The sequence below is a fragment of the Marinimicrobium sp. C2-29 genome (assembly GCF_038419845.1).
Taxonomy (GTDB): Bacteria; Pseudomonadota; Gammaproteobacteria; order Pseudomonadales; family Cellvibrionaceae; genus Marinimicrobium.
Window position 1 is genome coordinate 26,998 of record NZ_JBCAQT010000018.1, and the last position, 14,688, is coordinate 41,685.

13 protein-coding genes are annotated in these 14,688 nt (G+C 59.4%); 6 read left to right on the forward strand and 7 right to left on the reverse strand.

Annotated features, from left to right (window positions below):
* Positions 1–156 precede the first annotated feature (156 nt).
* Both trpD and trpC read left to right on the forward strand, forming a co-directional pair.
* On the forward strand, positions 157–1,191 hold the full coding sequence (gene trpD / locus AAE484_RS15900; protein ID WP_341939415.1) for an anthranilate phosphoribosyltransferase: 1,035 nt from the start codon (positions 157–159) through the stop codon (positions 1,189–1,191).
* 20 nt (positions 1,192–1,211) lie between these two features.
* Positions 1,212–2,015, forward strand: coding sequence for an indole-3-glycerol phosphate synthase TrpC (gene trpC, locus AAE484_RS15905; RefSeq protein ID WP_341939416.1), 804 nt, complete (start codon positions 1,212–1,214; stop codon positions 2,013–2,015).
* A gap of 59 nt (positions 2,016–2,074) precedes the next feature.
* Here the strand turns inward: trpC and crp are convergent, their stop codons facing one another.
* Complete coding sequence (gene crp / locus AAE484_RS15910) at positions 2,075–2,710, reverse strand: cAMP-activated global transcriptional regulator CRP (RefSeq protein ID WP_445928865.1); 636 nt, start codon at positions 2,708–2,710, stop codon at positions 2,075–2,077.
* Positions 2,711–2,992: 282 nt separating this feature from the next.
* Here crp and AAE484_RS15915 point away from each other — a divergent pair, with 282 nt between their 5' ends.
* Positions 2,993–3,415, forward strand: coding sequence for an OsmC family protein (locus tag AAE484_RS15915; RefSeq protein WP_341939418.1), 423 nt, complete (start codon positions 2,993–2,995; stop codon positions 3,413–3,415).
* A gap of 19 nt (positions 3,416–3,434) precedes the next feature.
* On the opposite strand, the gene coq7 is transcribed toward AAE484_RS15915, so the two are convergent.
* Both coq7 and AAE484_RS15925 read right to left on the reverse strand, forming a co-directional pair.
* Positions 3,435–4,079 carry a 2-polyprenyl-3-methyl-6-methoxy-1,4-benzoquinone monooxygenase gene (coq7, locus tag AAE484_RS15920; protein WP_341939419.1) on the reverse strand — a complete coding sequence of 215 codons (645 nt, stop codon included), beginning with the start codon at positions 4,077–4,079 and terminating at the stop codon, positions 3,435–3,437.
* Positions 4,080–4,157: 78 nt separating this feature from the next.
* The gene (locus AAE484_RS15925; RefSeq protein WP_341939420.1) at positions 4,158–4,883 is read right to left on the reverse strand and encodes a hypothetical protein; all 726 of its coding nucleotides are present in this window, start codon (positions 4,881–4,883) and stop codon (positions 4,158–4,160) included.
* Between the two features lie 292 nt (positions 4,884–5,175).
* Here AAE484_RS15925 and AAE484_RS15930 point away from each other — a divergent pair, with 292 nt between their 5' ends.
* The 3 genes from AAE484_RS15930 (at position 5,176) to AAE484_RS15940 (ending at position 9,489) form a co-directional block, all read left to right on the forward strand.
* A complete protein-coding gene (locus AAE484_RS15930; RefSeq protein ID WP_341939421.1) occupies positions 5,176–6,606 on the forward strand; it encodes a Gfo/Idh/MocA family oxidoreductase in 1,431 nt (476 codons plus the stop codon).
* Between the two features lie 157 nt (positions 6,607–6,763).
* Positions 6,764–7,999, forward strand: coding sequence for a glycoside hydrolase family 88/105 protein (locus AAE484_RS15935; protein ID WP_341939422.1), 1,236 nt, complete (start codon positions 6,764–6,766; stop codon positions 7,997–7,999).
* Between the two features lie 107 nt (positions 8,000–8,106).
* Positions 8,107–9,489 carry a glycoside hydrolase family 28 protein gene (locus AAE484_RS15940; RefSeq protein WP_341939423.1) on the forward strand — a complete coding sequence of 461 codons (1,383 nt, stop codon included), beginning with the start codon at positions 8,107–8,109 and terminating at the stop codon, positions 9,487–9,489.
* A gap of 513 nt (positions 9,490–10,002) precedes the next feature.
* On the opposite strand, the gene AAE484_RS15945 is transcribed toward AAE484_RS15940, so the two are convergent.
* Genes AAE484_RS15945 through AAE484_RS15960 form a run of 4 tightly spaced genes read right to left on the reverse strand, consistent with a single transcriptional unit; the run spans position 10,003 to position 14,519 of the window.
* Positions 10,003–11,586, reverse strand: coding sequence for an aldehyde dehydrogenase (NADP(+)) (locus AAE484_RS15945; protein ID WP_341939424.1), 1,584 nt, complete (start codon positions 11,584–11,586; stop codon positions 10,003–10,005).
* Complete coding sequence (locus tag AAE484_RS15950) at positions 11,583–13,067, reverse strand: tripartite tricarboxylate transporter permease (RefSeq protein WP_341939425.1); 1,485 nt, start codon at positions 13,065–13,067, stop codon at positions 11,583–11,585. Before AAE484_RS15950 ends, AAE484_RS15945 begins: the two co-directional genes overlap by 4 nt.
* Complete coding sequence (locus AAE484_RS15955; protein WP_341939426.1) at positions 13,060–13,581, reverse strand: tripartite tricarboxylate transporter TctB family protein; 522 nt, start codon at positions 13,579–13,581, stop codon at positions 13,060–13,062. The genes AAE484_RS15950 and AAE484_RS15955 overlap by 8 nt, the downstream gene beginning before the upstream one ends.
* Positions 13,578–14,519 carry a tripartite tricarboxylate transporter substrate binding protein gene (locus tag AAE484_RS15960; RefSeq protein ID WP_341939427.1) on the reverse strand — a complete coding sequence of 314 codons (942 nt, stop codon included), beginning with the start codon at positions 14,517–14,519 and terminating at the stop codon, positions 13,578–13,580. The genes AAE484_RS15955 and AAE484_RS15960 overlap by 4 nt, the downstream gene beginning before the upstream one ends.
* Positions 14,520–14,688 lie beyond the last annotated feature (169 nt).

Sequence of the window (14,688 nt, forward strand, 5' to 3'; positions counted from 1 at the left end):
GAATCGGAACAAACAGGGTAAGGAAACCACAAAAACAGAACGAGAGAGAGTTGGCAAACCGAGTGTTCGCCCCTGGGGAGAGAGTGAGAGAGCCGGGTACTGCAATGTGCAGTAGCCGTTGCCTTACGTCCTCACGATAATAAACAGGAGAAACACATGGACATCAAACAAGCCTTGACCCGCGTGGTCGAGAAGATTGACCTGAGCACCGAAGAGATGACTTCGGTGATGAAAGACATCATGACCGGTGGCGCGACCGAAGCACAGATTGGCGGCTTTCTGGTGGCGCTGAGGATGAAAGGCGAAACCCTGGATGAAATAACCGGTGCCGCCATTGCCATGCGCTCGCTCGCCGAGCAAGTGGACATTGATGTCGAGCATCTGGTCGATACCTGTGGCACCGGAGGTGATGGTGCCAACCTGTTCAATGTCTCCACCGCCAGTGCTTTTGTGGTGGCGGCAGCGGGAGGCCGGGTTGCCAAGCACGGCAACCGCTCCGTCTCCAGTTCGACCGGCAGTGCCGACGTGCTCGAAGAGGCCGGCATTTACCTGAACATCACTCCCGAGCAGGTGGCCCGTTGCGTGCGGGAAATTGGTGTGGGCTTCATGTTCGCGCCCATACACCACAGTGCGATGAAGCATGCGGTCGGCCCACGCAAAGAGCTGGGCATGCGTACCATCTTCAACATGCTGGGCCCGATGACCAACCCGGCCAACGTCAAGCGCCAGGTGATCGGAGTGTTCAACGGCGAGCTGTGCCGCCCCATGGCCGAGGTATTGCACCGGTTGGGCAGCGAGCATGTGATGGTCGTGCACGCCAAAGATGGGCTGGATGAAATCAGCCTGGCCGCGGAAACTCAGGTGGCTGAACTGAAAAACGGCCAGGTCACCGAGTATGTGATCAAACCGGAAGATTTCGGAATTCAGAGCAAGAGCCTGATCGGCCTGAGCGTGACCAATGCCGACGAGTCTCTGGGGCTGATCAAAGACGCCCTGGGCAACCGTCGGGGCCAATACGCGGAAAAAGCGGCGGACATCATTACCCTGAACGCCGGCGCCGCCATTTATGTCAGCGGTGTCGCCGATACCCTGGCCGAAGGCGTGGAATTGGCGCGCGATGCCATTGGCAGCAGTCTGGCCGGGGAAAAGATTCGCGAGCTGGCGTCCTTCACCTACTGTTTTAAAGAATGACCCCAGGGGATACCTGACCTATGAGTGTGAGTGAAACGCCCACGGTGCTGCGCAAGATCATTGCGCGCAAGCACGAAGAAGTCGCCGAGCGCCGGCAGCAGCGTCCGCTGGAGCAACTGCGCCAGGAGCTGGTACACCCTCCCGAGACCCGCGGCTTTGTGCAGGCCATCGCCGATCGGCTGGCCGAGGGCCGGGCGGCGGTGATTGCCGAAATCAAGAAGGCCTCACCCAGCAAGGGCGTCATTCGGGAGCACTTTGATCCGGCCGAGCTGGCCCGAAGCTACGAGCGCGGCGGTGCCACCTGCCTGTCGGTTCTTACTGACGTTGATTTCTTCCAGGGGGCGGACGCCTACCTGCAGCAGGCGCGCGAAGCCACGAACCTGCCTGTAATCCGCAAAGATTTCATTATCGATGAGTATCAGCTGTACGAGGCCCGGGCGCTGGGCGCCGACTGTGTGCTGCTGATTGTCGCGGCGTTGTCGGCCGAGCAGTTGCGGGCATTGAATACCCGGGCGTTGGAGCTGGGGCTGGATGTGTTGGTGGAAGTGCACAATCTGGCGGAGCTGGAGCTGGCGCTGGAGCTGCCCAACAAGCTGATCGGCATCAACAATCGCAACCTGCACACCTTCGAGGTGGACCTGCAGACCACGTACGATCTGTTGCCCGCGATCGACAGCGAGCGCATCGTAGTGACCGAGAGCGGCATTCTCTCGCCCGATGATGTCTGGGCGATGCGCAGCCGTGAGGTTCACAGCTTTCTGGTGGGCGAGGCCTTCATGCGCGTGGATGATCCGGGCGAGGCGCTGTCGCGCTTTTTCGGCTGACGCGGGGTCTGTGTGACCACAGATTGACGAGAGTGCGGCGGGCCGCGGCGGCCACGGGATCAGCGCGTCCCGTAGACCACCATGGTTTTTCCTCGCACTTCCACCAGGCCCTGATCTTCCAGGGTTTTCAGTACCCGGCCGACCATCTCGCGCGAGCAGCCCACGATACGACCGATTTCCTGGCGGGTGATCTTGATCTGCATGCCGTCCGGATGGGTGATGGCGTCGGGCTCCTTGCACAGGTCGAGCAGGGTCCGGGCGACCCGGCCGGTGACGTCCAGAAATGCCAGATCACCCACTTTGCGGGTGGTGGCGCGCAGGCGGCGTGCCATCTGGCTGCTGAGGGCAAAGACGAATTCCGGATTTTCCCCGGCGATCTCCTGAAACTTGCTGTAGCTGATTTCCGCCACTTCGCACTCGGACTTGGCGCGAACCCAGGCGCTCCGGGAATCTTCCTGGTCGAACAGACCCATTTCCCCGAAAAAGTCCCCATCGTTCAGATAGGCGACAATCATCTCGCGACCTTCGTCGTCCTCGATCAGAACCGTGACCGAACCTCGAACAATGAAATAGAGCGAGTCGCTTCTGTCTCCGGCGTAAATGATTGTACTTTTGGCCGGATAGCGACGCCTGTGGCAGTGGCTGAGAAACTCATCCACATGAGTGATATGTGGTGTTAGTGACACGGCAACCAAGGTGCAGCTCCTAATTTTTCTATGTTATCAATGGGTTAACGGCGGGCATTATGAACGTAAAGCGTCGCCCTGACCAGTTGGCACCGATTACATGCTAGCAATATTGTGAACCAGTTATAAGCCCAGAGAAGGGTTATGTCCAGCGAAAGCGTCAAATTTCCGTTGACAAGTTGAATGTGGCGACATTCGCTGGGTTTTCGGTGCCGTTGTTGGTAATCTTGCGCGCCTTCGACGCCGGATTTTGCCGGCGGTTCAATCCAGTCAGCCAATGAGGTGCTCTACATGCAGGCAAAGGTCAAATGGGTCGATGGTGCCCAGTTTCTGGGAGAGTCGGGCAGCGGCCACAGTGTGGTGATGGACGGTCCCCCGGATCACGGCGGTCGCGATACCGGCGTGCGTCCTATGGAAATGTTGCTGCTGGGGCTGGGTGGTTGTTCGGCGTTCGATGTGATGAACATCCTCGCCAAATCCCGCCAGGCCGTCACCGACTGTCATGTCGAGCTGGAGGCGGAGCGCGCCGAGGGTGTGCCCTCGCCGTTCACCAAAATTCATCTGCACTTTGTGGTCACCGGCCGGGCGCTGAAAGAGAATCAGGTCAAGCGTGCGGTGGAGCTGTCCGCCACCAAATACTGCTCCGCTTCCATCATGCTGGAAGCCGCGGGCGTGGCCATTACCCACGACTACGAAATCCGCGACTCCGAGTAGGACGCCGTTCTGTCGGCGGTTACAGTCGGTAGCTGCTTTCGGTCATGGCTTTGGACACCAGGCTCATGACCGCTTTGACCGGGGCGGGAAAATCCATTCCGCCGGCGTTCAGGGCGGTCTGGGCGTGTCTGGCTTCGTCGGTCAGCATCTGCTCGATGACCGCCCGGCTCCGGTGATCTCCGGCCGGAAGCCGCGCCAGGTGCTCTTCCAGGTGCTGGCAGACACGCTCCTCAGTGGCCGCCACAAACCCCAGGCTGACCCGGTCCCCCACCAGTCCGGCGCCCGCGCCCAGGGTGAATGACAGCCCGTACCAGATGGGGTTGAGATAGCTGGTATGGCTTTTCAGCTCATCCAGCCTCTGGCGACACCAGACCAGGTGGTCCACCTCCTCTTCCGCGGCTTCCTCCATATCCTTGCGTACCTCGGGCAGCTTGGCGGTCAGCGCCTGGCCCTGATACAGCGCCTGGGCGCAGACTTCGCCCGAGTGATTGACCCGCATCAGGCCCGCGGCTTGGCGGCGCTCGGCGTCATCCAGATCGGTGGCAGCGGCCTGCCCGGCGGGGGAGGGGCGGCGCTCCTCGCCGGGGGTATCGGCGAGCGTGCGCAGCACGCGGTCAAAACCGCTGATCAGGTGATCGATGCGGGACAGTTGTCTCTGCGTCATGGCCGGGCCTCCAGACTTTGATTGATGCACTATTGTAACGGTACCCGGACACCAACCCCAGTGCTTTCTAAAGGACCACTAGGGGTCGAGCGTCCAGCCGCCCTCGGGCAGTAGTCGGCTCAGCACCCGGGCCAACTCCGGGGCCAGCGCCCGGTGTTTTTCGTGCAGATAGGCATGGCCACGCAGGTCCATCAGGTGACCGGCGGAGTGGATGGGGTTGGGCAGATCCAGCTGCTCCAGCTCCTGGCGGGTAGTGACTGAGGTACCGATAAACAGGTCCAGGCGCTGGGCACTCAGCATCTTGAAGCCATTGTCGGAGTTGGCGACGGGGATCAGGTAGGGAAGCGCCTGCTGCTCGACAATGTTCTTGACCGCGACATGGCCCCTCACGTAGCCGATGCGCATCGGCTCCTGGTGCAGGTCCTGAACCGAACTCAGTTCCAGGTCGGTGCGGTGACTCCAGGCCTCCAGGGAGGTCCGGGTGATCATGGTCTCCACTCGCACCAGGCCGCTGTCCGGCTCCTGCTCCGCGTAGTGATAGGTGCGCGCGCACTCACCGTCGGTGGTGCCGGTGCGTGCTTCCATCAGCGAGCGCTGATTGGGACGATGCTGCATCTCGAATTCGTAGCCCAGCTCTTCGAAGGCCTGGCGGAAAAGGTTCTCCACCCGGCTATAAAGAGGCACGTCCGGCGGAATCCAGCAGGAGAAGGTGATGGTGGGGGCGGCATGAAGGGCGCTGCTCATCAGAAGCCAGAGCGCGGGCAGCCATCGAAGGCCGGGATAAAGGCAGGGATGAGCGGGCAAACGTCGCCTCTCGGGTCTGGTTGAGTCTGAGTGACTATTTTGGCGGCAGAAACCTCCTGAATGCAACTTTTCTCTTTTTCCCTTGCAAACTGTATTTGATTGCGCAATCATTTGAGGTGTGAGAGGGGGCTTGGCGAGCCATATCTGTGTGGCGGAATATTCATCACTGAACAGGGGTGGCCAGACAGACGTATCCAAACAAGAGAGACAACGGACGGAGCCAGGTTTGCCCCGTCAACGATAAGAGGCCAAGCCGAACGCAATCGAGCCATAACAATAAGTTGCATCAACCATGACTGATAAACACTATCCAATCGACCGCCGCGCGTTCATTCGCGGGAGCGGGCAACTGCTGGCCGGCACAGCGCTGGCCTCATCCACTGCCGTCGCCATGGCGGAAAAAAACAGCCGAAAAACCCGTGTGGCCCTGGTGGGGACCGGCATCCGGGGAATCCGCTTCTGGGGCCGGGACCTGGTCCAGGGCTTCTCCGATACGGTGGAGTTCGTGGGCCTGTGTGACACCAACCCCGGGCGACTGGCGTTTGCGAAGGACTATATCGGCGTTGAGTGTCCCACCTTCACCGATATCAATGAGTTACTGGGTAGCGGCCCCATCGATATGGTGATGGTGACCACCGACGATGCGAGCCACGACGACATCATCGTCAAGGCCCTCGGGCGCAATATCAACGTGATCACGGAAAAACCCATGACCACGGATGAGAAGAAGTGTGCCGCCATCCAGAAAGCGGTGGAGGACTCCGATGCCGAGCTGATCATGAGCTTCAATTACCGCTACGGCCATCTGTTCACCTCCCTGAAGGAAGTGCTGGATAAAAAGGAGATCGGTGATGTGGTCTCGGTGGATTTCAACTGGTATCTGAACACCTATCACGGCGCCTCCTACTTTCGTCGCTGGCACGGGCTGCGCGATAAAGGGGGCACGCTGCTGTTGCACAAATCCGCCCACCACTTTGACCTGCTCAACTGGTTTATCGAATCCGATCCGGTGGAAGTCTCCGCTTACGGAGACCTGGAACACTATGGCAAAAACAACGACTTCCGGGGCGACAAGTGCCGCGAATGTCCCCACCAGAAAAAGTGCGATTACTACTGGGACATCACCCAGGACGAATTGGCGATGAAGCTCTACGTCGAGAACGAGCATCACGACGGTTACATCCGCGACAACTGTCTCTGGCGTGAAGAGATCGATATTTTCGACAAGATGAGCGTGCAGGTGCGCTACGCCAACAATGTGATCGTCAATTACTCCCTGACCACCTACTCGCCCTTTGAAGGCTTTCGCCTGGCCCTGAACGGCAAGCATGGCCGGGTGGAAACCTGGGAGGGCATTCCCTGGCTCGAGGAGGTGGAAACCGATCAGTCCGAGATCTATGAAAAAGAAATGGGCCTGACCAGTCACAGCGATCGGGAAGAGGGTCGGCACGAAATCATTGTGGCCAAGAATTTTGGTGACCACCGGCGGATCCCACTGCCCTACATTCGCAAGGCGCACTGGGGCGGGGATCCCATTCTCAATGCCCATGTTTTCAAGGGTATTCCACCGGAGCGCAATTATGGTCAGAAGGCCAACTTCCGGGACGGCGCCATGTCGGTATTGATCGGCGTCGCGGCGCGCAAGAGCATTGACGAGGGACGGCCGGTAAAAATCGAGGAGCTGACGAGCCTGAAACCTCAGGTCAAGCGGATGAAAGCCTAAAGTGGATAGCCTCCAGCTTGGCGCTGTTCGGTTCAGGCCGTCAGCGCCTTTTTTAATTAAATATCGTGGGAGAGAACGTAGGGTGGGCTCCGCCCACCAACGCGAGTGAGGCCATCAGAGCCTTTTCAATAATTCAGATTCATTTGGGAGAGAGAGAATGGTAACCATTGTTAGACAAACAGGGGGGCTGATCGGGTCAGCGAGATTCGTTCTGTCGGCGCTTTTAATCTGGGCCCTGGCCGGAAATAGCCTGGCCCAAGAGTCCATCTCCGTACCCACCGACGCCAAGTGGTCCGAGCGGATGTCATTGTCGGTCATCAAACGCAGCCCGGAAGCCTGGGCCATGCGCGGGTACAAACTGTTGGATTCCCCGAAATGGGCCTACACCTACGGTCTGACTCTCCTTGCCATGCAGAAAGAGTATGAGCGAACGGGCGATGAGCGGTTGCTGGAATACGGCAAGGAATACGTCGATCAGTTGATCGATTCCGAGGGGCAGATCAAGAACTACGAGATCTGGGAGTTCAATATTGATGATGTCAACGCCGGAAAACTCCTGTTCCTCCTGTACGAAAAGTATGACGACGAGCGCTATCTGACCGCCATGCAGACGCTGCGTAAACAGCTGGAGTGGCAGCCGAGAACCCGCTCGGGCGGCTTCTGGCACAAGCGTATCTATCCGTGGCAGATGTGGCTCGATGGCCTCTACATGGGGGCCACCTATTGGGCTCAGTACGCGGCCGAGTTTGATGAGCCGGACGAGACGTTTTCCGATATTGCTCACCAGTTCAAACTGATTGAATCCAAAACCCGCGATGAAGAAAGCGGGCTGCTGTATCACGCCTGGGATGAGAGTACGCTGCAGACCTGGGCGGACAATGAGACCGGTCTGTCCCGGCACTTCTGGTCCCGCGCCATGGGCTGGTATGCGATGGCGCTGGTGGACACCCTCGATCATTTCCCGGAGGATCACCCCGAGCGTCAGGACCTGATCGACATTCTCAACCGGTTGGCCGAAGGGCTGGTGCGGCACCAGCACGAGAGCGGTCTCTGGTACCAGGTGACTGATCAGGGCGATCGCTACGGCAACTACCTGGAGGCGTCCGGCTCTTCCATGTTCGTCTATGCGCTGGCCAAAGGGGAGCGCAAAGGCTACCTGGCCGGAAAGTATCGTCAGGCGGCCGAGCGCGGTTTTGAGGGGCTGGTCGAACAGCTGGTGGAAGTGGAGCAGAGCAACGAAGTCCACCTCACCCAGATCTGCGGCAGCGCCGGCCTGGGCAATGAGCCCTATCGTCCCGGTACTTTCGATTACTATATCGGCGAAGCCATCCGGGTGGATGATCCGCACGGGGTGGGTCCGTTCATCCTGGCAAGCCTTGAAATAGAGCGCTGATTGCTTTCCAATACAGACGGCGGCCATCGCTGGATGGCCGTTACACAGAAAGACCAAAACCCAATAAACAAACCAAAACCAAACAGATGTACAGAGAGGGTGAGACAATGATCAACCGAACGAGGATCAACCGATTGGGCCTCTGGAGCCTGGCCACCGTCATGGTAGTGGCCAGCAACTGGGCGACGGCCGCCGAAGGCCACGATGATACCCAGGCCGACTGGAACAAAGCCTCACAGATTGTGCAGGATGTGCAGCCTCCGGTCATTCCCGAACGTGACTACAATATTACCGACTTTGGCGCCGAGCGCGGCAACGCGCGCCCGGCCATCATGGCCGCGATTGACAAGGCCAGTGAAGACGGCGGTGGTCGTGTGATCATCCCTGAGGGTCGCTGGAACAGTGAAGGGCCGATCCACCTGAAAAGCCGGATCAACCTGCACATCGCCGAAGGCGCCACGCTGCTGTTCAGTGATGATCCCGAGGACTATCTGCCGGCGGTGCTGACCCGTTGGGAAGGGACCGAAATGTACGGCTATTCGCCGTTAATTTACGCCTACCAGGTGCAGGATGTTGCCATCACCGGCAAGGGCACGTTCGATGGTAATGAGAACAGCCAATTCCACCCCTGGTACGACAAGCAGAGCGACGATATGGACTCCCTGCGGGCCATGGGTGCGGCCGGCGACCCGGTGGAAAATCGTCAGTTCGGTGAAGGCCACTTCCTGCGCCCGAGCATGCTGCAGTTTTTCGATGCCCAGCGCGTGCTGCTCGAGGACTACACCATCAAGAACTCGCCTTTCTGGATCAATCATCTGGTTTACACCGATCACGCCATTGTTCGCGGCCTGACCGTGGAAAGCATGTTTCCCAATAACGACGGTATCGATGTGGATTCCAGTCGCTACGTTATTGTCGAAAATAACAAATTCCGCACCGGTGACGACTCAGTGGTGATCAAGTCCGGACGCGATTACGACGGCCGCAAGGTGGGCCGCCCCAGCGAATATGTGGTGGTACGCGGTAACGATATGGGCGGCGAAGACGGCATCGCGCTGGGCAGCGAAATGTCCGGCGGCATTCGCCATGTCTACTTTGACAACAATATCCTGCGCAGCGGCAAGGCAGCGGTGCGCTTCAAAGCCAACCTGGATCGCGGTGGCCTGGTCGAGCATATTCGGGTGCGCAACATGACCGTGGAGTCGTTTGACCAGTTCATCTGGTTCCAGCTCAATTACCCGGGCGAGTTGGGCGGCAATTACCCCACTGTGTATCGGGACCTGGTGTTTGAAGATATCACGGTGGAGTCGACCGGCAGTGTTCTGGAAGTATACGCGCCCGACGGTTATCCGCTACAGGACATCACTCTGCGCAATATCCGGATCAAAGAGGCGGAGGATCTGTTCGTATTGGATAACGTCCACAACCTGGTGTTCGACAATGTCGAAATCAACGGTAACCGGGTCAATGGTCGCCTGGACTGGGAATAACAGTCCATCCCATTTCCTCTGCCGGTAGGGCGGATCGGTCCGACGTTTCGGAGCCTAAGGCGCATCCGCCTTGTTGTATTGGCATCACGCCCGGCCCGCTTTGGGGTGGACTGTTCCAAGACACGTGGCACTAATCGGCAGGATTGCCGATTAGCACAGCCGAAGGCTGCCCGCAGGGCGAGCCACATGGATGTGGCGAGTGAACTACGTCCCTGTAACTCGTCAACACTAGTCCCGCGGTTGACGGTCTTGGAACAGTCCACCCCAAATCGGTCCTACGAGCTTTGAAGATATAACCGCTACAGAAATATTTTTTCGGATTGATACTCCCCTGTGGCAGGTGCGCTGTCGCTTACCAGCCCTACGAGATCACATGGTGGGTTCTACGGAGTCCGGAAGACCTTACCCCTGAGCGGGCCGGACGTGACACAACCTTAAAAGGATGTCACGTATTCGCCAAGTATTTCACTCAAAAGCGGGCCGGATCTGGAAGAAACGAGAACCTGGAAATCGCTACTCACCAAGCTGCAAAACACCATCCACGACTCGTGGCATTTTTTCCGCCTCACCATCCTGCAACTCTGCTGGCAACAACGCCGCCGGCACATTCTGATAACACACCGGACGCAAAAAGCGCTCGATGGCCCGGGTGCCTACCGACGTCGAGCGACCATCCGCCGTGGCCGGATAAGGCCCGCCGTGCACCATCGCGCCGCAGACCTCAACACCCGTGGGAAAACCGTTGACCAGCAGGCGGCCCGCCTTGAGTTCCAGCGCGTCGAGCAACGACTGCGCCAGGGTTTTATCCACTTTATCGGTCAGGTGCAATCCGGCGGTCAACTGACCTTCCAGTTGCTCGATCACGTCGAGCATCTGATCGGTCCGGTCGCAGACCACCAGCAGGCCCGCTGCGCCAAACACTTCCGACTGCAATTCAGGACTGTCCAGAAAATCGTCCGCGCTGGTACTGAGCAAAGCGCCCTGGCACTGATTATCTCCTTCAGGCTTTTGGGCCTGGACAAGGGTCGTGACTCCTTTGACGGAGCTGAGTTGCTTGAGACTCGCCTGGTAGGCGCGGGCGATGCCGGGCGTGAGCATGGTCTGGCAGCCGGAGCCCGACAGTTTCTTCTTCGCCTGTTCGATAAACCGGTCCAGCTCCGGCCCTTTCTGCGCCACCAGTAAACCGGGGTTGGTGCAGAACTGGCCGGCGCCCATTTGCAGCGAATCGACGTAATTGTCGGCCAGGGTTTCCGGCCCGTCGGCCAAGGCGTCGGGGAGCAGGAACAGCGGGTTGATGCTGCTCATCTCCGCATAGACGGGAATGGGAAGTGGCCGCTGAGCGGCGATGGCCATCAGGGCGGTACCGCCCGAGCGCGAGCCGGTAAAGCCCACCGCCTTGATGGCCGGATGAGCGACCAGGTGTGCCCCGATTTTGTGTCCGGCATCGAACAACAGAGAAAAAACACCCTCGGACAGCTGGCAACTTTCGACGGCCGATTGAATGGCGGTGCCCACCAGCTCCGAAGTGCCCGGGTGGGCCGGGTGGGCTTTGACCACGACCGGACAACCCGCCGCCAGGGCCGAGGCGGTATCGCCGCCGGCCACGGAGAAGGCGAGAGGAAAGTTGCTGGCGCCAAACACGGCTACCGGGCCCAGAGGCACCGAGCGCGAGCGCAGATCAGGCCGCGGTGGTTGCCGCTCGGGCAATGCCGGGTCCAGGTGCAGGTCGAGCCAGCGGCCTGAGCGGACGACGCCGGCAAAGAGCTTCAGTTGATTGACTGTGCGGCCGCGCTCGCCTTCGATGCGGGCCTGGGGGAGACCGGTTTCCGCCATGGCGCGCTCCACCAGATCGTCACCCAGATCCATGATGTTGTCGGCAATGGTCTCCAGAAAGCGCGCGCGAGTCTCCGCATCGGTTTTTCGATAGGGCCCGAACGCCTGCCGGGCGAGTTCGCAGGCACGGTCGGCGTCCTGCGTCTGAACGCTGGAGTAGACCGGGTCAAGCGTCTTGTTGTTGGCCGGGTCGATGGCCTGCAGGGCGTCGCCCTGTCCGGTTACCCGGGTTGCACCGATAATGGATTGTCCTGTCAGTTTCATGTTGACACCTGTTTGCGACGAATGTGTGGGATGAGAGAAATAATGAGAATGGCCAGAGCGACCACCAGAAAACCGGCCGCGACCGGCTGGGTCACCATGGGCAGCACCTGACCGTCGGTGAGCATCAGGGCCCGGCGCAGATTGGTTTCGAGAATGGGGCCCAGAATAAACCCGAGCACCATGGGGCTGAGCGGGTAACGGTATTTTTCCAGAACAAAGCCCAGAACACCGAAGGTCAGCATCACGCCAATATCAAACGGATTGTTGTCCGCCGCGTAAGCGCCGACCACCGCCAGTACGGTAATGGCGGGCAAGAGAAACCGGCGCGGCATCAACAGCACCCGGGGGAAAATTCTCAGAGTCGCCAGTTGGAACAGCAGCGTAATCGTGCAGGCGATAAAGAAAGCGGCGTAGATGATGCCGACGATATCGGGATTGTCGGTAAACAACAGTGGCCCCGGCTGCAATCCGTGAATCATGAAGCCGCCGATGATGATGGCGGTAACCCCGTCGCCGGGAATCCCCAATGTGATCAGTGGAAGCAGGGCGCCGCCAATGCTGGCATTGCCCGCCGACTCGGAGGCCCATACGCCATCGACATTGCCCTTGCCAAAACTGTCCGGATTCTTTGAGCTCTGGCGGGCCGTGGCGTAGGCGATCATGTTCGAGGCGGCGCCGCCGATTCCCGGCAGCACACCGATGCCCACACCAATGCCGGAGGAGCGAAACACATTGACGATATTGCGTCTGATTTCTGCGAGGGTCACGCCCACGCCTTTGATGGACATGTCCACTTTGGGGCGCGGCGTTTCCCGAAACAGTTCGCGCAGTACCTGGGAGATGGCAAACAGGCCGATCATGAACGGCACCAGACCGATGCCGGCCCAGAGATTGATTTCTCCAAAGGTAAAGCGCGGTGTGCCATCGATGGGCGCCATACCCACCATACTGAAGGCCATGCCCAACAGCGCGGTAATCGCGCCCTTGACCAGACTCTTGCCCGCCAGGGCGGCCACCATGGTCAACGCCATGACCGACAATGCAAAATATTCGGCGGGGCCGAAATTGATCGCCAGGCGAGCCACCAGAGGCGCAAACATCACCAGCACGAGCAGACTGAGCATCCCCCCGGCGTAAGAGGCGAGCATCGCCGTTCCGAGAGCTTTGACCGCTTGCCCCTGTTGGGCGAGCGGATAGCCGTCAAAGGTAGTGGCCACTGATGAAGGCGTGCCCGGAATCCGCAGCAGGATGGCTGATACCAGTCCGCCACAAATACCGCCGATGTACACCGCGACCAGGGTGGCCATCCCGAGATGGGCATTGAAGCTGAAGGTCAGCGGCAGAATGATCGCCACCGCCATGGTGGCATTGAGCCCGGGCAGGGCACCGATCACCAGCCCGACAATGCAGGCCAGAAACAGAACGATCAGCACCTGGGGTTGTAACAGCTCCCAGACGCCGGCAGCGAACAGCTCAATCATAAAACACTCCCTTCAAAGCGTAGAGCCATTCGCCCTCGGGCAGGCTGACATTGAGCACCGAGGCCAGCAGATACTGAGTGGCGAGGGCGACCAGCACCGCGATGACACAACACTGCACACCGGCCTTCCACGTCAACCGACCGAGCAGCCAGGTGCTCAGGGCAAAGAACACGGCGGTACTGACGGCGTAGCCGAGATTGGGCAGAACCCAGGCGTAAGCCAGAACGGCCACAACAGAGAAAGCGCCGCGCCAGGGGCGTAATTCTCCCGAGGTGTCCGCCTCCTCTTCCGGGCCGGTATCCTCGGAAGGCTTGATCAGCAGAATCAACCCCATCAACGTCAGAAGCACCGCAATCAGACCGGGCAACAACATGGGGCCCGGGTCACCCAGGGTGGGCTTCAGGGTGTCCTGCCAGTAGATGCTGTACAGCAGGCCGGAGCAGCCAATGGTCGCAAGACCAAACCAGCGGTCGGTGGGCACCGCGCTCAGTCGTTCAGTGAAGGGCCGGCTCATGGGTTCACCACTTTTTCGATGAACCGGTATTCGTCAGCCAGAAAGCTGGCTGCCTCTTTGTGATTCCGGTATTCGGGACTCTGGCGTACGTTTTTGATCGCCTTCTGATAGGTCGGGTCCTGATGAATTTTCGCCATCACCGCGTCAAACTGTTCGATGACTTCGGCGGGCAAATCCGCCGGTCCGTAGACGGCAAACACCTGGGGCAGATGCGCGGGCACTCCCTGGCTGGGGGCAGTGGGCCAATCCGGTGCGAAAGGGTCCGGGGTGTTGTTCATGACCCCGAGAATGCGCACATCGCCATTGCGCTCGAACTGCAGTGCACTGGCGACGCTCATGCTGATCAGGTCCACCTTTTCACCCAGCAGGGCGGTAATCCGTTTGGATTCACTGCCCGAGTCCACCACCCGAAAGCCTTCGGGATACAACTGGGTCAGCGCCTGGCCCTTGATCTGGGTGGTGGCACCAAACTGGGAGCCCACGGTAATCTTGCCTTCGTGCTCGCGAGTATAGTCGAGCACTTCTTTCAGGGTTTTATAGGGCGCATCAGCCCGCACGGCGTAGACGTCGTTGACCATGCTGAGCGTGGCCAATGGAGTAAAGTCTTTGTACTGATAGGGTGAACGCCCGAGCGCATGGGAGACGTGCAGGGCGGTGTGGTAGAGCAGCAGGGTGCCGCCGTTGGGCTTGGACCGCGCCACGGAGTGGGCGGCAATGACACCCCCGCCCCCGGTCTGGTTGACGATGGCCACGGAGCGGCCGGTCTGTTGTTCGAAGTGTTTGGCAAACACCCGGGCAATGGCATCGGTGGATCCGCCCGGGGAGGACGGTACATAGATTTTCACCAGCTCGGCCGGGTAGGGGTCGGCTGCCTGCAGTGGCCCCGCGATCATCACCAGGACCAATATCATCAAGCAGCGGTCGATAAACCGTCGCATAGTCTCTCACCTGTTTGGTTGTTATGTGTTTTATGTTTCGTTTTTTGGTTTGGTACTTCGGATAGACTGCTGCGGCAGCATCGTATCGTTTCGGGAGCTGGCACCTTTTTTACCACAACTTATGAGGCGGCGGATGCGCCTTAGGCTTATCCGCCCTACAGATACTGCT